The organism is Dehalobacter sp. DCM (assembly GCF_024972775.1).
GTDB lineage: Bacteria > Bacillota > Desulfitobacteriia > Desulfitobacteriales > Syntrophobotulaceae > Dehalobacter.
Genome location: NZ_CP092282.1, coordinates 431,334 through 455,639, shown reverse-complemented (window position 1 = coordinate 455,639; position 24,306 = coordinate 431,334). Strand labels below are relative to the sequence as shown.

The following is a 24,306-nucleotide window of genomic DNA, read 5'->3' as shown; positions in this document are numbered from 1 at the left end:
AAGGGTTATCTATAGGAGAAACGGGGTGTTCATATGAAAATTGCAATTACCGGCAAGGGCGGTGTAGGCAAAACGACGTTTGCTGCCATCTTAAGCAGATTATATGCGGCGGAGGGCTTTCGTGTACTGGCTGTCGATGCTGATCCCGATGCGAATCTCGCTTTGGCGTTAGGCTTTCCGGAAGAAATTATTGCCGGAATCGTACCCATTGCGGAAATGAAAGAAATGATTGCCGAACGTACGAACACACCCGGTGACTCCTTTAGCAAAATGTTCAAATTGAATCCACAAGTGGATGACATTCCTGATAAATACTGTACCCGCTATAATGGCGTTAACCTTCTTACCATGGGTACGGTAGAAAACGGCGGATCGGGCTGTGTATGCCCTGAACATGTCCTTCTGAAACGGCTGACTTCACATCTTGTCCTGCATAATAAAGATGTTGTCGTCATGGATATGGAAGCCGGAATCGAGCACTTGGGACGGGGTACCGCTCAGGGAGTCAATGCTTTCATCGTGGTTGTCGAGCCCGGAGCCAGAAGCCTGCAAACCTACCATAAGATAAAAAAACTGGCTGCGGATATCGGAGTTAAAAAAGTTTATGTTGTGGGAAATAAAATCAAAGATCAGGCAGATAAGGATTATGTCCTTGCAAACGTCGATCCCGACGCCTGTCTTGGCTTTATCACCTACAGTCAGAATGTTGTCCATTCCGACAGGGCTGACCGGTCCCCTTATGCTGACAGTCAAGTTGTTGACGAGGTCAAAGCGATTAAAGACAAATTAAGTGCCCTGATATAGACCATATACGAGCACATAGGTGAAACGGGGAATGATTATGGGAAAGACACTTGCACTGGCCGGTAAAGGCGGAACAGGGAAAACCACAATAACAGGTCTGATTATTGACTACCTGATCAAGCAGAAGAAAGGCTCTATTCTCGCTGTGGATGCCGATGCCAACGCCAACTTAAATGAGGTGCTTGGCATAGAAGTCGAGACAACACTCGGGGAGATCAAAGAAGAAGTCAATAGGCGCGAGACCATGCGCGACGGATTTCCTGGCGGAATGACCAAAGGGCAATATCTGAACTACCAGTTAAATGCCAGTATTTCTGAAGGCAATGGTTATGATCTGCTCGTCATGGGTAGATCCGAAGGCAAAGGCTGTTATTGTTTCGTCAACACGATCTTAAGAGAACAACTGGATAAAGTCTCTGAAGATTACGATTATGTCATCATGGATAATGAAGCAGGTATGGAACACTTAAGCAGAGGTACTGCCAGAAGTATCGATATTCTGCTTTTGGTCAGTGATTGCTCACGGCGCGGCGTTCAGGCCGTCGGCCGTATCAATAAGCTGGTTAAGGAACTGGGTCTGAAAGTGAAAGAACAGTACTTAATCATCAATAAAGCTCCTGAAGGGCAGTTGAGCGAGGGTATTAAGGAAGAAATAGCCCTGCAAGGCCTGGAGCTACTGGGAGTCATCGCTCTCGATCCACTCGTCTATGATTATGACACCCAGGGAATACCTTCAGTCAAACTGCCTGATGACAGTTTATCCAAACAGGCAGTTAAAAATATTTGTCAAAAAATCGGTTTATAGTAAAAGGAGGAGATTCTAGTGGCTTTTAAAACCTCAGTCCAAAAGTATAGTGGAAGCATTAACAATCTCGAATTAGGGACAGGGGAAAACACCTTATCACTTGGTGGTCAAAACGCATTACCGTTCTATAATTTTGACGGTGAAACCGGGAGCGGTACCAAAATTGGCTTGGAAATCCTTGATGTTTATCCTGAGAGCTGGATTCCTGCGCTGAAGGCACTTTACGGTTCTGCTATCGACAGTACGGTCGCTTGGGCGAAAGCGGTAGAAGAAAAATATGCACCTGACTTTATTTGTCTGCGTTTTGAAGGCGCCGACCCGAACGGTTTAAATAAACCGGTGAACGAATGTGCTGCTTTAGCTAAGGAAGTTGCTGCAGCAATTAAAACGCCTCTTGTGATTGCCGGTACGCAGAATCATGAGAAAGATCTTAAGCTATTTGAGAAAGTCGCCGAAGTATTGGAAGGCAAAAACGTCTTACTTATGTCCGCTGTGGAAGACAACTATAAAACGGTCGCTGCAGCAGGTGTCACGGCTTACAAACATAAGGTTGCTGCCGAATCATCCGTCGACATTAACCTTGCCAAACAATTAAACATTTTAATTAATCAACTTGAAATTAAAAACGAAAGTATTGTCATGAATGTCGGCAGCGCCCCTGTCGGCTATGGATTTGAATATGTGGCTTCAACGATGGACCGTATCCGTCTTGCTGGTTTAGGCCAGAATGATAAGACGCTTCAGATGCCGATTATTACCCCGGTTTCTTTCGATACGTGGAACGTCAAGGAAGCAGCGTCGACTGAAGAAGATTCTCCGGAATGGGGCAATCAGGAAGAGCGTGGCATTGCCATGGAAATCTCTACGGCTGCCAGCGTCATCGCTGCCGGTTCTGATGCCGTTGTCGTACGTCATCCGCGTTCAGCTGAGACAATTCGTGCGTTTATTAATGCGATGAAATAATTCAGATTCGATGTATATGATATAAATATTGTTTCAAGGAGGAATATATAAAATGGCAATGTCCGGATTGGATATCTATAAACTGACTCCCAAAACCAACTGTAAAGAATGCGGTTTCCCCACCTGTATGGCTTTTGCGATGAAGGTTGCCGCCGGCGGCGCGGAAATTAGCAAATGCGGCCATATGAGCGACGAAGCGATGGCTAAACTCTCTGAATCAACCGCACCTTTGATGAAAGCGATCACCTTTGGAACGGGCGATAATGAATACAAGCTCGGCGGTGAAACTGTTCTTTTCCGCCATGAAGAAACTTTTGTTAACAGAAACCGTTTTGCCGTATGCCTGACGGATGCGATGACCCAGGAACAAGTTGACACTCGGATCGCCAACATGAAAAAAGTAGATTATGTTCGTATTGGTGAACAGATGAAAGCAGAAATCGTCGCCTTGCAATATACCGGCAACAAAGAGGCTTACCTGTCTCTGATCAACAAGGTAAAAGCTTCGGAATTAAAAGTTGCTTATATGTTGATCTGTGACGACGCTTCCGTTTTGAAGGATGCGTTGCCGCTGGTTCAAGATGAGCTGCCGATTGTTTTTGGTGCTACGAACAGCAATTATGAAGCCATGGTTGCCCTAGTCAAAGATAAAAAACTTCCCTTAGGTTTAAAAGCAGCCAATTTGGATGAACTCTATGCCTTAGCCGAAAACGTTCAGAAATTGGATTACAAGGAATTGATCTTAGATACGGGAATCGCTTCCGCACGTGAAGCTTTTACCAACGCCGTCCAAATTCGCAGGATTTCATTGAAAGAGCAAGACCGTACTTTCGGTTATCCTTCGGTTGTCTTTGTCAATGAGCTGGCTAAAGGCGACAAATACATGGAAGTCGCTCTGGCTTCTCTTTTCACCATGAAATACGGCTCCATCATTGTCCTGGATGACATCGATTATGCGCGTGCTCTTCCGCTCTTTGGTTTAAGACAGAATATCTATACTGATCCGCAAAAACCGATGCGTGTTGAGCCAAAAATCTATCCGATCAACAACCCTGGCGACAACTCACCTGTTCTTATCACCGTTGACTTTGCTCTGACCTACTTCGTTGTTTCCGGTGAAGTAGAAAGATCCAAAGTACCTGTTTGGTTTGGAATTCCTGATGCTGGCGGGTATTCCGTTCTTACGGCATGGGCTGCAGGAAAATTCAGCGGCTCAGTTATCAGTAAATTCATCAAAGAATCCGGTATTGAAGAGAAAACAAAATGCCGTAAGCTGATCATCCCCGGCAAAGTGGCTGTTCTTAAAGGTGATATCCAAGAAAACCTTCCGGAATGGGAAATCGTCATCGGACCCGATGAGGCAATGCATCTGCCTAAGTTCCTGAGAACGCTGGAAGGTATTAACTAATACGGATTCGTTATGAATTCGCACTGGGTATAAAAGATAGAACAAATTATGTGGAGGTGCTCTAACATGGATAGATTTTTAGTAATTGGTGAAAGAATCCATTGTATTTCTCCGGTCATCCGCCAGGCAATTGCGGACCGCAACCCTGAACCCATTCTGCAAAGAGCAAAAGAACAACTGGCTGCCGGCGCTTATTATCTTGATTTGAATATCGGACCTGCCGAAAGAGACGGCGAAGAAGTCATGGCTTGGGCTGTACAGCTCCTGCAAAGCGAATGCGACAATGTGCCTATTTGCTTGGATACTGCTAATAAGAAAGCCATCGAAGCCGGTATCAAAGTGTATAACCGTTCCAAAGGAAAGCCGATCATCAACTCTGCCGATGCTGGACCGCGTCTCGGACTCCTGGATGTTGCTGCTGCTAATGACGCTATGGCTATCGCCCTGTGCGCGAAAGAAGGCATTCCCTCTGATGTTGAAGAACGTATCACCTATTGCACCGAAATGTTGGAAAAAGCCATGATGCTGGGTATGGATCCGATGGATCTGCTCTTTGACCCCCTGTTCCTGGTCATCAAAGGCATGCAGGAGAAAGCGCCTGAAGTATTGGAAACCATTCGCCAAATCACCGAAATGGGCCTTAGAACCAACGCCGGCTTAAGCAACGTTTCCAACGGCGCACCGAAAAATGTTCGCCCGATTATCGATGCTACCTACTGTGCAATGGCTATGCAGTGTGGATTAACTGCAGCTATTGTTAACCCTTGCGACCAAAGACTTATGGAAACCATTAAAACGTGTGACATGATTAAAGGCAATATGCTGTATGCCGATTCCTACCTGGAGCTGTAAAAACAGCCCCGTATACGTACGGCCTGGGGGAATTCCACGGAAAGGGGAATACTCATGAATTTATATAACACCATATTTGCAGGCGCAGACCAAGCCCTCGCTACCGCAGTTGAATATGTTGAAAAAGCAATCTCCTTAAAGGGACGGGAACAGAAAGTAGCTTTTCCCGACACTGCTTACTCCCTGCCGCTGATTTACGCCATAACAGGCAAAAAGATTAGCACCCTGGGGGAACTTGAAGGCGCTTTAGATCTGGCCCGCAGCTTTATTGTTAAAAAAGAACAGCTGAGGGAAGCAGAAAATGCCGGTATGGCTGCTGCCATTTGCTCAGAAATTATCGAAGTTCTGAAATATGTTATGCAAGAAAATCCGTATGAAGCGCCCTGCATGGGTTTTCTCACCGACGCTGTTGTCCGCGGTTGGGGTGTCGGTCTGGTAATGGACGACATTCCCGGTCAGGCCGTTATTATCGGTGAATGTCCGGATCCCGAATCCGCTGCCAAGATTATTAAGGAATATCAGGCCAAAGGTCTACTGACGTTCCTCGTTGGCAAAGTGATCGATCAAGCCATTGAAGCGGGTGTTAAAGTTGGCCTGGAGTTCCGAGTTATGCCGCTTGGCTATAACATGACCTCAGTCATCCATGTCGTTACGATTCCGATTCGTGCCGCTCTGATCTTTGGTGCTCTTACGCCTGGCGATTGGGAAGAATTTAAACGGTACACTTATAAGAGACTGCGGGCATTCGTCAATGCGGTTGGCCCTTTGAGCAATTATAAAGTAGCCTGCGGCGCGGCTGCAATTAACCTCGGCTTCCCTGTTGTCACCGACCAGGATGTCGCCGAAGTTCCGATGAAGCTTATCACCCAAAAAGATTACGACAAGATGGCTGCAACCTCTCTTGAGATTCGCCAGATTAAAGTCAAAATTACGGAAATTCCTATTCCGGTTGCGTTTGCTGCTGCCTTCGAAGGTGAAAGAATCCGTAAAGATGCGATGTTTGTAGAATTTGGCGGCGGTCGTACTGATTCCTGGGAACTTGTTACCCAGCGTGATATCAGCGAGATTGAAGATCATAAGATTACCCTGATTGGTGACGATATCGACGTTGTCACCCAAGTACCGGGCCGGATGCCGCTGGCTGTTTTGGTCGAAGTTGCCGGAAAGAATATGAATCCGGACTTTGAACCGGTACTGGAAAGACGTATCCACTATTTCATGAACTATATTGAAGGTATTATGCATGTCGGTCAAAGGGATACCACCTGGATCCGTATCGGCAAAGATGCCTACAACAAAGGCTTCCGCCTCCGCCATATCGGCGAGGTTCTCTATGCCAAAATGCTGGATGAATTCGGTGCCGTCGTTGATAAATGCCAGGTTACGATTATCACCGACCCCGAAAAAATCAAAGAAATCAAAGAAGCGCAAGTTGTACCTAAGTACAGCGCCCGTGATGTCCGTATCTCTAGTCTGACCGATGAAAGTGTCGATACCTTCTATACCTGTATTCTCTGCCAGTCCTTCGCGCCTTCCCATGTGTGTATCGTTACACCGGAACGGCTTGGACTTTGCGGTGCGGTAAGCTGGCTCGACGCGAAAGCAACCAAGGAGCTGGATCCTACCGGCCCGTGTCAGCCGATTGTCAAAGGCCCGGATCTTGACCCTGTGAAAGGTATTTGGGACGAAGTAAATAAAACAGTTGAGAGACATTCCCAAGGTGCTTTAACCCAGATTACTTTATACAGCTTACTGGAAGATCCAATGACATCCTGCGGCTGCTTTGAGTGTATCGCCGGAATCATGCCGGAGGCCAACGGCATTGTCATCGTCAACCGTGAATTCTCCGGAGTATCACCGGTGGGCATGACCTTTGGTGAACTTGCTTCCATGACAGGCGGCGGTGTCCAGACACCCGGATTTATGGGTCACGGCAGACAGTTCATCTCTTCTAAGAAATTTATCTCCGCTGAAGGCGGCCCGGGTAGAATTGTCTGGATGCCAAAAGAACTCAAAGAATTCGTTGCCGATAAATTAAATGCCACTGCCAAAGAAATGTATGGCATCGATAACTTTGTCGACATGATTTGCGATGAAACCATTGCCAGCGAATCCGAAGCTGTTCTTGAATATCTAAGTGAAAAAGGGCACCCTGCTCTCACCATGGATCCGTTGATGTAAAAATTGACACTCATAATGACGTGTACTTTAGGATAACTTAATTTTGAAAAAGTATCCCGAATAAGTAATCCGTCATAAATCGACGAAATAATAAAAATAGAGCTGCAATCCAAGGGCCGTTACAGGGTTTAAAGGCTGGCAATATGAGGAGGAGAGTGAGTCATCATGTTTAAAGTGAAGTTTGTGCCGGAAAATACGGTTGTACTAGCGAAACTTGGTGAAACGCTGTTTGATGCCGCCCGAAAAGCAGGAATTTACGTAGATTCCCCGTGTAACGGTCTTGGGTCATGCGGCAAATGCAAAGTGAAAGTCTTAAAAGGCAAAGGAAATGTCAACTTCCGAAAGAGCCATCACATTACCACGGCGGATATCGATCAAGGGTATGTTCTGGCTTGCTGTTCTAAAATAACCGGCGATATAACCGTTGAGGTTCCCCGGTCTCAAGAATCTGCCTTTACGACAATGAAGGTTGAAGGTTTTGAGGGAACAAATGATCCCGATATTCTGAAAGGGATCATTGAGCTCGCCGAAACCAATCGTATTCAATTTGACTCCCCGGTTCAGAAGACATATATGGAACTGGACCTTCCCACCCTTGATGATAATATTTCCGACTGGGACAGAATAAAGCGGCATCTGCTTAAGAACAGCGACTTTAACGAAGTCAGCTGTGGCTTATCGGTACTAAAATTACTTCCTCAGATCATAAGACATAAAGACTTTAAAGTGACCTTGACTTATTTAGTAGAAAATGATCACGGCATCCGTGTGATCAATGTCGAATCAGGAGACACCACAGATCGTCTCTATGGCGTTGCTATTGATATTGGGACAACATCCGTAGCTGCCTTTTTGGTCGATCTTTGCACCGGAAAGATCCTGGCGAAAGCCTCGTCCGGTAATGCCCAGATTAAATACGGCGCTGATGTGATAACCCGAATTATTCATTCGACTCGGAAAAACGGTCTCCAGGAATTACAACATGCTGTCATCAACGACACCATAAACCCGTTATTGAATAAAATGCGTAAAGAACTCCACCTTTCCAATAATGATATCAGTGTCATTGTCGCTTCCGGCAACACCACGATGATGCATCTGCTTCTCGGTGTTTACCCGGATTATCTGCGCAGAGAACCCTATATTCCTGCGTTTCTGACTTCGGAGTTCATCAAAGCGAGCGAACTGGGACTTAAAGCACACGCTGAAAGTCTATTATATATTCTTCCTTCCGTATCCAGTTACGTTGGCGGTGATATCACAGCCGGCGTATTAGCCTCAGGCCTTTGGGCTGAAGACCAGAATGTCCTGTTTATGGATCTTGGAACAAATGGCGAAATTGTATTTGGTAATAAGGATTTTCTTTTGACTTGCGCCTGTTCAGCCGGGCCTGCCTTTGAAGGCGGAGAAATAAGCTCCGGCATGCGCGCATCGTCGGGTGCTATTGAAAATGTAAGAATCGACAGAAGAACTTTAGATCCTGCCATAGAAATTATAGATAATCAAAAACCGTTGGGGATATGCGGCTCCGGGATTATTGATGCCATTGCCGAAATGTACAGAACCGGCGTTATTGACAGCCGGGGCAAACTTAACCGTAACATGGCTACCCCGCGTATCCGCTTTGATGAATATGATATCGGTGAATATGTTTTAGCCTTTAAAGAAGAATGGCAAATCCCGAATGATATCACCATTACGGAAATTGATTTAGAGAATTTTATCCGGGCAAAAGGCGCTGTCTATTCTGCAGTTGCCGTGCTCTTAAACAGCATGGGTATAGATTATTCCGGAATTGACAAAATATATATCGCAGGCGGTATCGGCACGAATATCGATATGGTCAATGCAATTACCATCGGTCTTTTCCCGGACCTTCCGGTGGAAAAGTTCAAATACCTTGGCAATAGTTCACTCCTTGGCAGTTATCTAACCTTACGGAGTCAAGATGCACGCTTAAAGGCAGAGGAAATTGCTTCGCAAATGACCTACCTGGAATTGAGTGCGGACAGCTCCTATATGGGAGAATTTATTTCAGCCTGCTTCCTTCCCCACACGGAGATGGAGCGATTTCCTACCGTAAAAGAACAACGAAAAATAGTCTGAGCTAACGACGCCACATGATACTGTATAAGATTTGCCCTTTAAACACGTTATGAGTAAAATAGAAGTAAACAATGAGAATGGACGGTGATCTTCAATGTGTGAATCCAATGCCTATTCTGTTTCGCAAGACGGCGAAAAAATGATTATGGAAAATGTCGCTCATATGAAAATTGAATCCGGAAAAATTCATCTGACAGGTTTGCTCGGAGATGAAAAAACTATTAGCGGAAATATTCAAGAAATTAAATTTCTGGATCATAAAATTCTGATCAGCGAGAAGGCGTAAGGGATAGATTGTGGCTAATTCGGAAGCGCCTTATGAATTTATGCGAGCGAAACTCAAGGACTGTGATCCTGTACATATCTCCCGAAAAGCAGGTGTCGATTATGATCAGGAAAAACAGGAGTTTCGTGTGTTTTTAATGGGCAAACTATTTATTGTTTCGTTCCCCGCCGGTGACATCATGGATTCCAATTATACCGAATTTAATAATTACCCGGTCAAGGCATTAATTCTTCGCTATTTGATTAACGCTCAGGGAACGCCCCCCACAGGCAGAGATATTACCTACCGTGATATTTCCGGCGGTCAGGTCTATTACCGTAATTTTACCGGGCGCTGTATTATGCGCCTGGCACGAATGTATGGCAGAGACTTTCCCTCTTTTGAGAAAGTCATGACCAGCTTAAATGTGGATGCCAAGAGAACAGAACATGGTGACATTAGCTTTCGCTTTCGATTTGTCAATAATATCTATGTTACGTTTATCCTTTGGCGTGGTGATGACGAGTTTCCTGCTACCGCAAACATTCTTTTTGATGCGAATGTCGGTGATTATTTTGACGCGGAGGATTTGGCTGTCGTCGGCGATGTCTCACTGAATTTTATGAAAGCATTCGCTAAATAATCAATTCAATCTAGAAAGGCGGTGTTGCACAACTACTAAAGTAGTTAGCGACATCGCCCTTTTTATTTGATATCGGACCTAAAAAATATAAGTTATATGGAAGATTAAAAACCAAAGAAGGTAGGGCTATGCAATGTACAACCGCTTTCGGCAGTTGCGCCCTCCATGGCGCAAACTGCCGCGCTGCGCAATTTATATAGCAAATATGCTTTTACTTAAGCGGAATCCCTAGAAGTGTTGTATTTGAGCTTCCATCACCAATATATACTGTTGTGGGCATCTGTCCGTTCCATTTTTCTTTCAGTACTTCGATCTGTCTTAATTGTAAGAGCTCCGGAGTGATTTCCTGCTTTTGCAGCCGTAACGCTTTCGCTTCAGCTTCAGCTTGAGCAACCTTTTGTTCTGCTTCTACTTTGATCCTTGCCAAATCCTGCTGGGCTTTCAAAGCCATCTGCTGCGCTGTCTGTTTTGCTTCAATAGCCTTATTAAATTCTTCACTAAAATCAAAGTTTACAATATTGAAGTTTTCTATAGAAATTCCGTAATCTGTTACTTTGGCCTGTAAAAGTTCCTTCATTTCTGTACTTGCTTCCTGTCGCTTGGTAATTAGCTCTTCTGCCGTATGTCTTGCTGTAATGGCTTTCACAACTTCCTGTATCGAGGGACTGATAATCTTTTCGCCATAGTCCATACCAACATTCTTATAGATGCTGGCACTCGCCGCCGTATTTAACCGGATATTTACGGCAATTTTGCTATGGATAATTTGTAAGTCCTTTGATGCTGAATTGCTCTCGGCCTCCAATTTTTGAACTCTGTTATCCATTACTTTAATCGATTGGATAAATGGAATTTTGAAATGCATTCCTTCACTAAGCGGATTGGCACTGACCGACCCTAGCGTAACTTTAACTCCCGTGTGACCGGCATCAACTACGGTAATTGAGGAAAATAATAAAACCACTACAACAACAATTCCTACAACATATTTCAGTTTTTTATTGAGCAGGTCAGGAATCGATAATTTCATTTTACTTATCCCCCATTTTTTTACATCTATTATATCATTATTTTTGCCTTTTCTTCTTATTTTTACAAAAAAAGTGATGCAGCGAACGAGAATTTTCCAGTCCGCTGCATCATTATAAGAACTTATATCTCTCATTATTTCGTAAAGCATTCACTTCGTATCATGAGATAAATGGGAAAAGTACACAATCCTTCTTAATTGTTTCAAGAAAAAGAGTAAGTAATGTCGAATGCGTGTAAACATGCAACTAAATATGGCATTTTATGCTATGAGTGGCCTTATTGTACTACAGGTCCCTTAACTTAACGTCCCTTAACTTAAAGAACCTGCTTGCATTCTCGGAACAGATCCGTACGGTTTCCTCATAGTCTAATCCGCGAATGTCAGCAATTTTGGCGATAACCCGGCTGACGTGAGCGGGTTCGTTGCGTTTGCCCCGAAATGGCTCCGGTGTTAAATAAGGACAATCTGTCTCCGCTAAAAGACGGTCAACCGGCATCTTTGCTATGACTTCCGGACCATGACGCGCGTTTTTAAACGTAATCGGTCCGGAAAAAGATAAGTAGAAATCCATGTCTAAGAGCACTTTCGCCATTTCCCATGAACCTGAATAGGTATGAAACACGCAGCCGGCTTTGGGCGTAAATTCTTTAATGATCTGCAAGATATCACCATGCGCATCCCTGTTGTGGATAATCACCGGCAAATCGGCATCATTGGCCAGCTTAAGCTGTTGAATAAATATTCTTTTTTGGTCCTCTCTGGGGGAAATGTCTCGGTAATAATCCAGCCCGATCTCACCCCAGGCAACAACCTTCGGATCTCGGGCCAGTGTCGCCAGCCTATCCCATGTTTCCTGGGTGCAGGTCTTCGCTTCATGAGGATGTATACCGACTGCCGCATAGACGAAGGGGTATCTTCCCGCCAATTTCACCGATTCCTCGCTGGATTCTGCACTGCAGCCGACATTAATAAGTGTCGTTATACCGGCTCCGAGAGCCCGTTGAATGACGGCATCTCTATCCTGGTCAAATTGCTCATCATCGAGATGGGCATGCGTGTCCCACATCATTTTACTTGCGCTCCTGATGGGATGTCCTTTAATACGGACAAAACTTCTAAAACGCCATTATCCGATGCCGCAAGTATCATTCCTTGTGACACGATACCACGAAGCTTGGCGGGTTTCAGATTAGCGACCAGGATCACTTTTTTGCCGATGAGTTCTTCCGGACTGTAATGCAGGGCAATGCCTGAGACGATGGTTCGGATTTCGCTGCCCATCTCGACTTCGAGTTTGAGCAGCTTATCTGCTTTTTCTACCTTTTCGGCTTGAAGTACCTTAACCACACGCAAATCAAGTTTGGCAAATTCTTCAATACTTATTTCTTCTTTCAATGGAACCATCACGTCCGCTGTTTGCACTATATTTTCAGACCTTTCCGCTTGAGCATTTAATTCATCAAGGTATGCCTTGACATCGATACGCGGGAAGATAGGCTCACCCTTTTGGATCATCGTTCCCGGTTTAAGGATATGCCATTTGTCCGCCTGTTCCCAGTCACTGAAATAGTCGGTATTTCCCAGTAACGGCTTGATCTTATCCGGTACTCCCGGCATAAACGGCGCGCACAAGATACCTAAAATTCGGATACATTCAACGAATGCATAGAGTACCGTATTCAGACGTTTTTCATTCATTGGATCCTTGGCCAGGTTCCAAGGAGCCGTTTCGTCAACATACTTATTGCATTTACTGACAAATTGCCAAACGCATTCCAGCGCACCTGCCGTGTCACAGGCCAGCATTTTATCCTCCGTGCCCTTTTTAACATCGCGACTCAACTGTTTAATTTCCCTTTCCAGGTCGGAGTCTTCACCGGGTTCAGGCACGATCCCGTCACGATATTTGACAACCATCGCCAGCGTGCGCGAAACAAAGTTACCCAAATCATTGGCTAAATCGCTATTGAGCCGTTCGACAAGATCATCTTCTGAGAATGTTCCATCCATTCCGTATTGCAGTTCCTTTAGGAGAAAATAGCGAATCGCATCGGCCCCGTAACGATTTATCAGTTCAAAAGAGTCCTGAACATTGCCCTTTGACTTAGAAATTTTTCCGCCTTCTTTACCCAGAAACCAGCCGTGGCCAAATACTTTTTCCGGTAACGGCACGTCCAGTGCCATGAGAATGATAGGCCAAATAATCGTGTGGAAGCGGACAATATCTTTACCGACAAGGTGAACACTGGCCGGCCAGAATTTTTTGTATTTATCATTATCCGGATAACCCAACGCAGAAATATAGTTAATCAGGGCATCAAGCCAGACATAAACAACATGTTTCGGGTCAAAAGGCACCTTGATACCCCATTTGAACGTTGTCCGGGAGACACAGAGATCCTCCAGTCCGCCTTCAATGAATTTTATCATCTCATTTCGGCGAGATGCCGGTTGGATAAATTCTGGATGATCTTTAATGTAATTCAGCAATCTGTCGGCATACTTCGACATCCGGAAGAAATAACTTTCTTCTTTAAGTAATTCGACTTCGCGGCCGCAATCGGGGTTAGGGCATTTACCATCAACCAACTTGTTTTCGGTCCAGAAGGTTTCACACGGGGTACAGTACCATCCCTGATATTCCGATTTATAGATATCTCCTTGTTCATAGAGTCGTGTAAAAATCATCTGAACAACTTTTGCGTGCCGCTCTTCCGTCGTCCGGATAAAATCATCATTGGATATATTAAGAGCGCGCCAAAAAGCCTTGAATTTATCCACTATCCCATCGACATAGGCATGTGGGTCCATTCCAGCGTTTTCAGCAGTTCTTACGATCTTCTGCGCATTCTCATCTGTTCCGGTAAGAAAGTATACCTCATCGCCCTTCATTCGCCGCAGTCGGGCCATGGCGTCGGCAGCAATGGTCGTGTACGCTGTTCCAATGTGGGGACTGGAATTGGGATAATAAATCGGTGTGGTTATGTAATATTTCATTAAGAAAGTCCTCCTTTATATTTCAATATGCGAATTTTTTTCGACATATATTCCTCTAAATAGAAACACTAAATGAAATTGGCATTAGGGACATATTTCCTATTGACTTTTTAAGGTACGATTGGTAACATTAGGTTAATAAATGTCGAAACTTGTTGAAAGGGGATATGTATATGAAATCTACAGGAATAGTGAGAAAGGTTGACGAATTGGGCCGTGTTGTATTACCAATCGAGCTCCGTAGAACCTTGGGCATTGACGAAAGAGACGCTCTGGAAATATATGTTGACGAAGAAAAGATCATACTGAAAAAGTATGAGCCTGCTTGTGTGTTCTGCGGCAACGCTTCCAACGTCCAAGTATTTCGTGGAAAGAATGTTTGTCTGGAGTGTGCTTCCGCCATGGGGGAGGCTGCTGCCGAGAACAAAGCCGGGTGAATCGATCCTAAAAATGGGAAGTAATGTGGATTACTTCCTTTTTTATTGTCTTTTTCTATCTGTCGCATATCCTGTTACATACTCATTTCCTAAATATCTGAAATTTAAGGTAAACTTAAAATTCTTCATGTGAATTATAGTCAATTATGTCGTATCATGGTTGTTCAAGCGTGCTCTATAGATCACGCTTTTGCTTATTCCGTATTTTTTGGCTACGGTTTTCATTGCCTGCTTACTGTCCATCCCCTGGCTTTCTAATTCCTCGAGATCCTTGAGCCATAAAGCAGGTTCTCCCGGATTGGTAAGTTTCTCTGCAGGCGCGATGAGCAAACAACATTCTCCTTTGACATGACACGAGCTGAATTCCTGAACCAGCTCGCTGGCGGTTCCCCGATGAACAGCCTGGTGAATTTTCGTCAATTCTCGGGCTACCGCTGTCATACGGTCCCCTAGGATTTCCAGGATATCTTCCAGTGTGTGTACCAAACGATGGGGTGCCTCATAGAAGATGATTGTATAAGGGATATCTGTCAGCTCTTTCAGTATCTTTCGCCGGTCTCCTTTTGCAGCCGGCAAAAAGCCTAAGAAAAGAAAATTATCTGCCGGCATACCGGATAACACAAGAGCAGTCAGCGCTGCATTGGCCCCCGGGAGAACATCGATTGTAATCCCTTCTTGGCGACATCGGTTGATCAAGACATAGCCAGGATCGGATATTCCAGGCATTCCCGCATCGGAGATCAGCGCGCCGTTCTTTCCCTCTTTTAGTCGCGCGATCAATTCCTCGGAACGTGTCCTTTCATTATGATCATGATAGCTGATGAGAGTGGCCTTAATTTCATAATGGTCAAGCAGCTTTTTAGAGTGTCTTGTATCCTCAGCCGCAATAAAATCGACCATTTTCAAGGTCTCCAGCGCACGCAGTGTGATATCTCCCAGATTGCCTATAGGTGTTGCACATACATACAATGTCCCGGTATCCGGCATATTCCCTCCATTAATCAGTCTTTCCTAAGGAAGGCGTTACAGAAAATGCAGCTTCCCTCAACAGGCTCGCCAAAATAAATATGACAGACATGAAAGCCTTCTTGATAGAGCTTCTCGAGGTTTTCCTGTGCTTCCTTCTGAATTTTAGCCCCATTTTTCTGCACTCTGGCGGTATCCGCCTCCGATACGGCACAAAGCTGCCTTTTTAGCTTAACATTCTCTTCTTCTAAATATTCGATGTACTGCCTTAGACTTTTCACTTCACCTAAAAGACTGGATAAATTCTCTTCAATTTCTGTTATAGCCTGATAAAGCTGACCCACCGTTATTCCTCCGCTTCCTCGGCGACAAGTTTTCGTAATTCTTCCTTACTTTCAGGATCATATATTTCTGAATAAAGATTCATATCTTTTTTGACATTGTGATTATGACACTCGTAACAGCCGTTTTCATATTTCAGACAGCACATCAGCCTGCCGCAGATGCCAGATATCTTGGTCGGATTCAGGGAGAGATTCTGATCCTTGGCCATGCGAATCGATACGGGCTCAAAATCCCCAAGAAAAGAGGCACAGCATAGTTCCCGGCCACAGGAGCCAAGGCCTCCAAGCATCTTCGCCTCATCCCGCACGCCAATCTGTCTGAGTTCGATCCGGGTACGAAATACCGATGCCAAATCCTTGACCAGTTCTCGAAAGTCGACCCGTCCTTCCGCAGTAAATGAGAAAATGATCTTATTCCCATCAAAGGTATATTCCACATCAATTAACTTCATAGGGAGTTGATGCGCTTGTATTTTTTTCAGACAAACTTGAAAAGCTTCCTTTTCTTTCTTTTCATTATTACGATAGATCTCTTCGTCTTCCGGTGTTGCCTTCCGAAGTACTTCTTTTAGAGGAGAGACGATTTCTGAAGCCGTGATCTCTCTTAAGGGTATGACGACTTTGCCGTATTCCATTCCACGGGCCGTCTCGACGATGACACCGTCATTTGGTTTGATATCCAGGCCGCCGGGAAGGAAATAATAAATTTTTCCGGCTTTTTTAAAACGAATTCCTACAACTTTAGCCAAGATCTGTTCCTCCCAATCTTAAATGCTTTAAGGCCAGCACTTCCAAAACTAGCCGGTGGTTAACCTGTCTGCGAATCATTTCTGTCGTCTGTATTATTTCTTTTAAGACTTCAGGTGATTGTTCCCCACGAAGTATTTTCTCTTTTATCGCAACGGCCAAGACCTGAAGAAATAGCACGCTTTCATCGCGTTCCATTGGGAATAGATTAAACATTTTAAGGAAATCCCTTTGTGTAATCATCTCAAGATAAAGGCTGATGCGGTTTTTAACCGGTGTGATTCCAGCTTCCTGAATCTTTCTGGCAAGATCAGGGTCACCACCGCTTAGACGAAAAGCCTCTATTTCCTCTGCCCACGTCCCTTCGTCCGGTGGTGAAAAAAAGACTTCCTGGGCTCTGCTTCTTAATGTCGTTATTATTCCTTCCGCGTTTGCCGTACTGAGAACGATGACCGTGTTTGCCGGTGGCTCCTCCGTTATTTTAAGAAGGGCATTTGCCGCCGGCAGCGTAAGCTTCTCTGCCTGATCAAGCAGGCAGACTCTGTATTTTCCATCGTACGTCTTGCGATATAGTTTCTCCTGCAATTGGGTGATCTGTTCGATCCCTATTGATGTTTTTGGCGGTCTAACCAGATAGATATCCGGGTGATTGCCTGAAAGAATCTTCTTACAAGCCATGCACTCGCGGCATGGCTTACTTTTGTGATCACTCTCTTCTAAACAGTTTAACATGAGAGCGAGCTCCAGAACAGCCTTCTCACGTTCAATTGTCCCGCTGCCATGAAACAGAAGAAAATGTGCTAATTTTTCTTCACGTGCCGCTTTGGCTAATAAGTCAAATGTTATTCCCATAGAACCCTTCCTATATATCAATCACTTGAATTTCGCCTGCTTCGAACCCATCCCAGCCCTGCCAACGATAGTTATCCGCGTTGAGCAAATACGCCAATATCGGGGGCGTGATTTCTTCCCCTGCGGCAACGAGCGGTATACCGGGAGGATAGATGGATACGGTCTCTGCCGAAATTTTGCCAAGCGCCTGTTTCAGTTTTATCTTCCTTTTTGGTGATTGCCAAGCCTCCCTGGGCGTCAAGTGCATCGGCGGGATAGGCAGTTGTTTCTCCGCTTGTTCTTTCCCACTCAATGCGTTTGGATTTCCGCTGTAGTTATCTGCAAGATAGGTCAAGGCCTGTGTTAAAAGTTTGACATCCTCTGGTGTGTTACCGACACCCAGCATGAATAAAATATTTCTTTCATCCCAAAGTTCCGGTTCAACATGATACTTATGGCGCAAAATCGTGATTGCCTCCTTAATAGAAACGTCGAGATGAGAGATGTTTAAAAGAATTTTAGTCCAGTCGACTTCGTGTATTCCAAATTGCCCATGATCGCTCTCGGCTAAGAGCCGTAAGCGTCCGTTGAGTTTTCGGTGAAGGTTACAGACTTCCTCATGAAGATCATCCCAGGCTGCTTGGGTTAAGCCATTAACAGCGGCTTCCAGCGACGTCATCAGGAGGTAGCTAGGACTGGACGTTTGCAGAAGCTCTAAGGCACTTTTGAGAGCCGTTCGGGCAATCCGTTGTCCCTGAACATGGAGCATCCCGGATTGCGTTAGCGCCGCCAGTGTCTTATGCGCGCTGAATACAACCATATCCGCACCAAGTCGAATCGCATGGGCAGGAAAATGTCTTCCCCAAAAATGTGCCCCATGTGCCTGATCAACTAAAAGCGGTATACCGGGAAATTGACTGTCCCTTTCTTCAATGATCGATTCAAGGTCAGCCGTCGTCCCGTAATAGCTCGGACTTGTAATATGATAGGCACCAATATCTGCCGAATCCGTTGTAAATTTTTTCGCATCAAAGCCAAGGGCAAGTTGAAATTCCGGATGAATGACAGGCTCAATATATTCCGGCTGTAAACCGGACAGGATAAGTGCACTGTATACGGAGCGATGTGATTTGCGGTCGATACGGATCTTTTTCCCACGCATCCGGATATCCTGCATCAATGCCGCGAACATAGCCTGATTACCCACTGTTCCGCCATTGACTAAAAAGTAAGCTTCATCAGAGCCATAGACGGCAGCTGCCCTGCGTTGGGCTTCCGCAATCACGCCCTGGGGATTATGCAGCATGTCCAATCCCGGAAGTTCAGTCAAATCATAATCCGGAAAAAAATCAGGTGAAAACAGGTCTTTTCTCCCTTTATGACCGGGTGTATGAAAAGAACACATCCCTTTGCCTAAGTAACCCTGAAGACGATTTTGCAGCAAATCCATTCGCTTCCTTCGAACTATAGGTAATACATTATTTTAACATATTTTTTTAATTATTTCATCATCTTCGGAACAGGCAAATTATTAGTATTATTGATGCCCCAGTATCATTTTTAAATAATTCGAACTGAGCCGAATAAAATATGGCGAATATCCCGAATATGATCATGATATCTATGTTCTTGAACGTCAGTGACGATGATTTTTTGCTCGCAGTCGGTGCAAATTAGCTTCCCTGCAAGCCACAGCCCATCAAATAAACCCTTTGCCGGCACTTGACCGCATACGGCACATTTTGGATACATATTATTCACAGGAATCCCCCCGATATTTTTATATGTGTTTAGTATATTCTTTCCGAAAAAAACGGTTATTAGTATCGAAATCGCATAATCCCAGTCTGCTGTTCATAGGATAATAGAGCTATTCGTATGTATTTTAAACAAACAGGACGAGTAATCCAAACAGAAATAATTAGGTTAGGGCTTAAGGTATGGAAAGAATTCGATATAAAAAAAAACAACCTTTATTGTCATCTTACTTTAAACTCTTTACGATCAGTGTTTGGATAAAACTACTCGTGATCCGGCAGTGGATCTTTCCCGATGAGAATAACCCTTCATCCTGGTTTCTGGAAGCGACTATACTGTTATGTCTATTTGCGATTGTTGAGCTCGTGTTCCTGGGCAAGAGCCTCAAACCCTATGTGATTATTGATGCTGTCCTGTCATTTTACTGCTTCAGTTTCATTATGTACTACAGCCATTTTGAGCGTATCCTTGATTTTCAGGCGATGCTGCAAGTGCCATTGCTCCGGGACCAAGGCGGCAGCATCCGAGAATTATTTTCTATTAAATATGTACTCTTCTTTTCTGATCTGTTGGTGGTGTTCCTCTGCCAAAAATATGCCGTTAAACAAGCGCCAAAACGAAATAGACGAAAAGATGTCAGACCAGTGAGATCCGTAACTGTCCCATTAATATGTGTCATCCTTCTATCCGGTATCATTGCCTTCAATGCGGTGAAACATTCCCCACATCCCGATAATAATTACTTGTTGGCGCGTGATACCGGGGTACTGACCACGCAACTGTATGATGTTGTTCATACCATTACGGAAAGTATAAACCATAGAAACACAATGGCACCCGCAGCACAGCTGAGCAAAGAATATATCGCCTTCCTTAAACAAGCCGAACCCTCCCTTTGGCCAGAGTATTTTGGCCGGGCAAAAGGCAAAAATATTATTCTTATTCAAATGGAATCAATGGAGAATTTTGTGATCAATCATCGTGTCAATGGGCAAGAAATAACGCCTAATCTCAACCGTCTAATAAAAGAAAGCCTTTACTTTCCTTATTTCTATAGTCAAATTTCTCAGGGGAATACATCGGATGCAGAATTTATTGTCAATACATCGTTATACCCGTTACCTGACCAAGCAATAAGCAAAATCTATGAGGACATTGCCTACCCCTCCTTGCCGCGTTTACTAAAAGAAGAAGGCTATCGTGCCATAACCTTCCATACCAATGCCGCATTTTATTGGAATCGGGATTCCCTTTACCCCTCCCTTGGCTTTGATAAATACTACGATAAAGTTTTTTATGGCGAAGAAGACCTCACTGGCCGCTGGGGGGCTTCGGATGAAGTGCTTTTCCGGAAGGCTTTACCCGTTCTGACAACCTATAAGGATAAAAACCAATTGTTTTATGCCAGCTTTATAACTCTAACCAGCCATCATCCGTTTATCCTTCCGGAAAGTAAGCAACGTATCCAGCTTCGATCTGATTCAAACACTACGTCTTTGGGAAATTATCTGGAAGCTATCCATTATACCGATTATGCCGTCGGACAGTTTATTCAAGGTCTGAAAGATAGCGGCTTATGGGAGGATACGGTTCTGATTGTCTATGGCGACCACTCAGGTATTTCCAAAAGCTTTGAGGAAGAGTCTCCGAATTACATCACCCAAATGTTAAATCGAAAACATGATGTCGTAGACCGTCTCAATGTTCCCTTAATCATAAAAATACCGGGCGTTGAACCGGAAGTAATCAACAACCCCGGCGGACAGGTGGATATACTGCCCACCTTGGCAAATTTACTGGATATTTCCCTTGATAATTTTATTTGCTTTGGTCAGGATATTATCAACAGCAACCATAATCTTTTGGGATTCAGATACTACCATCCCGACGGCACCTATATTTCTGATACGATCTATCATGAAGCCGGTCGGGATACCGGTATAAGTATCAAGACGCATCAACAGCTTGAAGTAAACCAATCAACGACAGAGGAACGCCGTATCACATCGTTGATCACGCTTTCGGATGAATATATCCGGCAACTGGCTAGCGGTAAATGACCTCTATATCAGTAAATGACCCCAATAGAAATCAACTGTCACCTTTCCCCCTAAACGCATTAATCCCTTCGTTAAATATGAGTATTTTAAAGGATAGATACAGTGAAAAATTTACTTCCGGATCATCGATATCCGTATCAAGAATCTCCGTAATTTTATTGATACGATAATTCATTGAATTCCGATGTATTTTAAATTGTTCAGCCGCTTTATGAAGATCACACCCACAGGAAAGGTAAACATACAAGCTTTTCGTATAGTCCGTCGCGTTCTTCCGGTCATATTCCCTGAGCTGCGTCAATAAAGGACTGCAAAAGCTATCCAGCTCCTTCTGTCCGGCAGCCAACTCCAGCAGGTGGAAAAATGAATAGTCCTCATAAAAGTAAAGATCTTTATCCTTATCAATACGTGTTCCAATATCTATCGCTTTCAATGCCTGCACATAGTGTTCCTTTAAGTCGCCGATATTACCAAAACACCGGCTCAAGCCGCAGTCGATCTGATTATCTGCAAGCAATGCGGATATATTACCTAAATCAGAGGGGGTCAAAGGATTATTCGCATGGCGGCCGACAATCATCACGATGTGGTTATGATAAATGATCGTTTTGCTGTCACCTACCATTCTTTCCATCAGATTACGTATATACGGAATAGATGTATTGCCGGGGGCTTTAGGACTTAAGCGCGAAACCAATACATAGAGGCGTTCTTTGAATTTTATATTTAAAATTTTCATCCTTTCTTCAGCAATTTTTCGATTAGAAAGCTTGTCATCTAAAATATCCGCAAGAAGAAATTCATACTTTACGCCATGAACATAATTCGGGAAATTTTCCTTCTGTATCTCACTGGCTAATGCTTTGCAAAAAATCTTTAATAGCTCCGTATCACTTTTGCGAAGAGGTTTCAAATATTCAATCATCGCCGCATGCCCGATAACTTTCCCGGCTACCATAATTCTGCAGGCAAGCCATTTATATTTGGAATAACTGAACTCACTTAATACCGGAGCGTCACTGTTATAAAGCTTTTCGATTTCGCTGCTTTTCCTAAGCTGCCTGGCAATTTCATTATATTTAATTTCCGTATTTGTTGCTTCATTCCAGCTGCGATCATCGACTTCCGTGTGCGTACGCGCGAGAATTTTAAAGCTAAGATCACTGACGAAAAAAGGATTTCCCAGAACATCTAAACCCACATCAACGATATGCTGAAGTCCTTTTCCTGAAAGAAGGGCTTCACAGATCCTTTTTTCACCTCGAAAGATTCGTATTCGATCAGAGATGATGGCATTGGTTTCTTCATACACTTTCATCAATTCCGTGCTATTCACAAGGATGAAGTTATGATGATTTCCCAGGTTGTCTTCCGCTATATTTTCTTTAGCGATACATAATATATTGAGACTTGACGTCATCATTGATAATTCAGGTAGCTGATCGGAAGTACAGACATACAAAAGGGTCGTTTTTAACATTGATTTATCTTTAGAAAGTATAACGACATCATTAATATACGAATCCGACTTTACGTTGAGATAGATTTTCGGACTCCAATGTCTCAGGGCTTCATAGACTGTCTCCAAACTGACCATAACCAATCAGCTCCCTTAGATTCATCGATGTATCTTTGTATTGTACGTTAATTTATTTACCCGAATACGCACGATTTGAATTTAATTCGACAGGAAATGAAAAATGTCCTTTAAGCCTTATCCTATTCTGCTTGCAAGCTTGAGATCAGACTCGGAAAAGCCTGTCGACAACAAAACGTCAACAGGCTTTATAAAGAACTGGAATCAGCATAAACAATACTTTTTTATCATCTCATACTTTTTATCTTCTCATAAATAATTATTCATTGATTGCCTTTGGAACAGCTTTTGGTTTTTTTACGGCTTGGACAATCACAATAACAAGAGCAGAGATAACCAGCAGTGGGCCGGCAATCATCCATCCGCCTCTGGGAACGTTTATACCAAACAGCCCTTTGAGGAAACCAAGAACAATCGGTGATAAAAACTGGCCAAGCGCATTGATTGCCAAGTATACGGAGAAAGCAAGGGTAGCCGCGTTTTTATCCGCACTGTTGGCGACCATACCAAAAATACACGGGTTATATCCGCCAAAACCCATACCAAAAATGAAGGAAGCAACAAAGAAGGGTGTTAAGGAATGTGAGAATAACATAATGCACATACCGACACCAATGAGCAGAACTTGAAAGGCTATCGTGTATTTCTTTAAGATCGCATCAAGTTTTCCGTAAATCAAGCCGCAAACAAAGGCCCCGCCAACAAAGGTTGACATCAAAGTACCCACTACGGCTGGATTAGCTATTTGTTCTACCGCAATGACTATACCCAAATCCGTCATATAGGAGAACAAGAAAATCATGCAAGCTAAATTCAATATGGATAAAATCCAGGTCATTGGCGATAATTTTCCTTTAGAGACACCGGATTCGCTTGCTTCTAGCGGTCTTTTTTCCGGCTCAGGCAGTTTGAAGAAGATCAAGAAGATAAACGGAACCATGATAAAGAGGCTGAAGAAGGCGTATCGCCAGTTAATTGCTGCTAAGCTGCCGCCTGCCAATTGATAAACCACGCCGGCAAGTGCACCGATTGCAGCTTGAAATCCATACATATCTGCACGTTCTTTTCCTTCAAAAACATCGGAAATCCAAGAAATCGAAAGTGTAAAGACGAAACCGTAACCAATCCCAAACACGGCCCTCATAGCTAAAATAAAATAGATATCCCCGAAAAATCCCGGTAAAACCCCGCCGATAAGCATTAAGAGCATACTGATATTTAAGAGTGTCCTCTTTTTCATGATACGGACTAATTGTCCGCAAAGTAAGGCTGCAGGAATCATAAGCAAGTTTGGCAAAGAAACAATTTGTTTAATTAATCCTTCACTGACACCGGTTAGCCCCATAGCAATCGCACCAAGAGCAGGTGTCGTTGCCGCTGCCGCATATTGCACAATAATAATCGATAAAATGGCGCATTTAGTTATTGCAGAATACCGTTTTGTTGACATTACGTCTTCCATCCCTTCAATATACATTATTAAATCTTTCTTAATACTCGAAATTATCG

Annotated in this window: 22 protein-coding genes; 11 read left to right on the top strand and 11 right to left on the bottom strand. The window is 43.9% G+C overall.

What is annotated here, in order from left to right; all coding sequences use genetic code 11:
• Positions 1-33 precede the first annotated feature (33 nt).
• The 9 genes from LPY66_RS02315 (at position 34) to LPY66_RS02275 (ending at position 10,027) form a co-directional block, all read left to right on the top strand.
• Positions 34-804 carry an ATP-binding protein gene (locus LPY66_RS02315; protein ID WP_337986519.1) on the top strand — a complete coding sequence of 257 codons (771 nt, stop codon included), beginning with the start codon at positions 34-36 and terminating at the stop codon, positions 802-804.
• A 37-nt stretch (positions 805-841) separates the two neighbouring features.
• Positions 842-1,609: an ATP-binding protein gene (locus tag LPY66_RS02310; protein ID WP_337986518.1), complete on the top strand. Its 768-nt coding sequence runs from the start codon at positions 842-844 to the stop codon at positions 1,607-1,609.
• A gap of 18 nt (positions 1,610-1,627) precedes the next feature.
• On the top strand, positions 1,628-2,572 hold the full coding sequence (gene acsD, locus LPY66_RS02305) for an acetyl-CoA decarbonylase/synthase complex subunit delta (protein WP_337986517.1): 945 nt from the start codon (positions 1,628-1,630) through the stop codon (positions 2,570-2,572).
• Between the two features lie 52 nt (positions 2,573-2,624).
• Entirely contained in the window at positions 2,625-3,980 is a 1,356-nt protein-coding gene (acsC, locus tag LPY66_RS02300; protein ID WP_337986516.1) for an acetyl-CoA decarbonylase/synthase complex subunit gamma, read from the top strand.
• Between the two features lie 66 nt (positions 3,981-4,046).
• Positions 4,047-4,832 carry a carbon monoxide dehydrogenase/acetyl-CoA synthase methytransferase subunit gene (acsE, locus tag LPY66_RS02295; RefSeq protein WP_337986515.1) on the top strand — a complete coding sequence of 262 codons (786 nt, stop codon included), beginning with the start codon at positions 4,047-4,049 and terminating at the stop codon, positions 4,830-4,832.
• Between the two features lie 54 nt (positions 4,833-4,886).
• On the top strand, positions 4,887-7,013 hold the full coding sequence (gene acsB, locus LPY66_RS02290) for an acetyl-CoA decarbonylase/synthase complex subunit alpha/beta (RefSeq protein ID WP_337986514.1): 2,127 nt from the start codon (positions 4,887-4,889) through the stop codon (positions 7,011-7,013).
• A 165-nt stretch (positions 7,014-7,178) separates the two neighbouring features.
• Complete coding sequence (acsV, locus tag LPY66_RS02285) at positions 7,179-9,119, top strand: corrinoid activation/regeneration protein AcsV (protein ID WP_337986513.1); 1,941 nt, start codon at positions 7,179-7,181, stop codon at positions 9,117-9,119.
• Between the two features lie 94 nt (positions 9,120-9,213).
• The gene (locus tag LPY66_RS02280; protein ID WP_337986512.1) at positions 9,214-9,405 is read left to right on the top strand and encodes a CooT family nickel-binding protein; all 192 of its coding nucleotides are present in this window, start codon (positions 9,214-9,216) and stop codon (positions 9,403-9,405) included.
• A gap of 10 nt (positions 9,406-9,415) precedes the next feature.
• Positions 9,416-10,027, top strand: a complete 612-nt coding sequence (locus LPY66_RS02275) for a DUF3786 domain-containing protein (protein WP_337986511.1) — start codon at positions 9,416-9,418, stop codon at positions 10,025-10,027.
• A 211-nt stretch (positions 10,028-10,238) separates the two neighbouring features.
• Here LPY66_RS02275 and LPY66_RS02270 read toward each other — a convergent pair whose 3' ends face one another.
• The 3 genes from LPY66_RS02270 to metG form a co-directional block, all read right to left on the bottom strand.
• Positions 10,239-11,207, bottom strand: a complete 969-nt coding sequence (locus tag LPY66_RS02270) for a prohibitin family protein (RefSeq protein WP_337986510.1) — start codon at positions 11,205-11,207, stop codon at positions 10,239-10,241.
• Positions 11,208-11,343: 136 nt separating this feature from the next.
• On the bottom strand, positions 11,344-12,129 hold the full coding sequence (locus LPY66_RS02265; protein ID WP_337986509.1) for a TatD family hydrolase: 786 nt from the start codon (positions 12,127-12,129) through the stop codon (positions 11,344-11,346).
• Positions 12,126-14,057 carry a methionine--tRNA ligase gene (gene metG, locus LPY66_RS02260; protein WP_337986508.1) on the bottom strand — a complete coding sequence of 644 codons (1,932 nt, stop codon included), beginning with the start codon at positions 14,055-14,057 and terminating at the stop codon, positions 12,126-12,128. Before metG ends, LPY66_RS02265 begins: the two co-directional genes overlap by 4 nt.
• Before the next feature lie 173 nt (positions 14,058-14,230).
• Here metG and LPY66_RS02255 point away from each other — a divergent pair, with 173 nt between their 5' ends.
• Complete coding sequence (locus LPY66_RS02255) at positions 14,231-14,494, top strand: AbrB/MazE/SpoVT family DNA-binding domain-containing protein (RefSeq protein WP_443112454.1); 264 nt, start codon at positions 14,231-14,233, stop codon at positions 14,492-14,494.
• Positions 14,495-14,638: 144 nt separating this feature from the next.
• Here LPY66_RS02255 and rsmI read toward each other — a convergent pair whose 3' ends face one another.
• The 6 genes from rsmI to LPY66_RS02225 all read right to left on the bottom strand — a co-directional run bounded on the left by rsmI (position 14,639) and on the right by LPY66_RS02225 (position 19,134).
• A complete protein-coding gene (rsmI, locus tag LPY66_RS02250; protein ID WP_337986506.1) occupies positions 14,639-15,481 on the bottom strand; it encodes a 16S rRNA (cytidine(1402)-2'-O)-methyltransferase in 843 nt (280 codons plus the stop codon).
• A gap of 14 nt (positions 15,482-15,495) precedes the next feature.
• Entirely contained in the window at positions 15,496-15,804 is a 309-nt protein-coding gene (locus LPY66_RS02245; protein WP_337986505.1) for an initiation-control protein YabA, read from the bottom strand.
• Between the two features lie 2 nt (positions 15,805-15,806).
• Positions 15,807-16,553, bottom strand: a complete 747-nt coding sequence (locus tag LPY66_RS02240) for a PSP1 domain-containing protein (RefSeq protein WP_337986504.1) — start codon at positions 16,551-16,553, stop codon at positions 15,807-15,809.
• Positions 16,546-17,403 (bottom strand): DNA polymerase III subunit delta', encoded by an 858-nt coding sequence (locus LPY66_RS02235; protein ID WP_337986503.1) that lies wholly within the window; start codon positions 17,401-17,403, stop codon positions 16,546-16,548. The genes LPY66_RS02240 and LPY66_RS02235 overlap by 8 nt, the downstream gene beginning before the upstream one ends.
• Before the next feature lie 10 nt (positions 17,404-17,413).
• Entirely contained in the window at positions 17,414-18,832 is a 1,419-nt protein-coding gene (locus LPY66_RS02230; protein ID WP_337986502.1) for an aminotransferase class I/II-fold pyridoxal phosphate-dependent enzyme, read from the bottom strand.
• A 110-nt stretch (positions 18,833-18,942) separates the two neighbouring features.
• The gene (locus LPY66_RS02225) at positions 18,943-19,134 is read right to left on the bottom strand and encodes a sigma factor G inhibitor Gin (protein ID WP_337988003.1); all 192 of its coding nucleotides are present in this window, start codon (positions 19,132-19,134) and stop codon (positions 18,943-18,945) included.
• 188 nt (positions 19,135-19,322) lie between these two features.
• Here LPY66_RS02225 and LPY66_RS02220 point away from each other — a divergent pair, with 188 nt between their 5' ends.
• Positions 19,323-21,200: an LTA synthase family protein gene (locus LPY66_RS02220; RefSeq protein WP_337986501.1), complete on the top strand. Its 1,878-nt coding sequence runs from the start codon at positions 19,323-19,325 to the stop codon at positions 21,198-21,200.
• A 31-nt stretch (positions 21,201-21,231) separates the two neighbouring features.
• Here LPY66_RS02220 and LPY66_RS02215 read toward each other — a convergent pair whose 3' ends face one another.
• Positions 21,232-22,797 carry a PucR family transcriptional regulator gene (locus tag LPY66_RS02215; protein ID WP_337986500.1) on the bottom strand — a complete coding sequence of 522 codons (1,566 nt, stop codon included), beginning with the start codon at positions 22,795-22,797 and terminating at the stop codon, positions 21,232-21,234.
• Between the two features lie 259 nt (positions 22,798-23,056).
• Complete coding sequence (locus LPY66_RS02210; protein WP_337986499.1) at positions 23,057-24,247, bottom strand: MFS transporter; 1,191 nt, start codon at positions 24,245-24,247, stop codon at positions 23,057-23,059.
• Positions 24,248-24,306 lie beyond the last annotated feature (59 nt).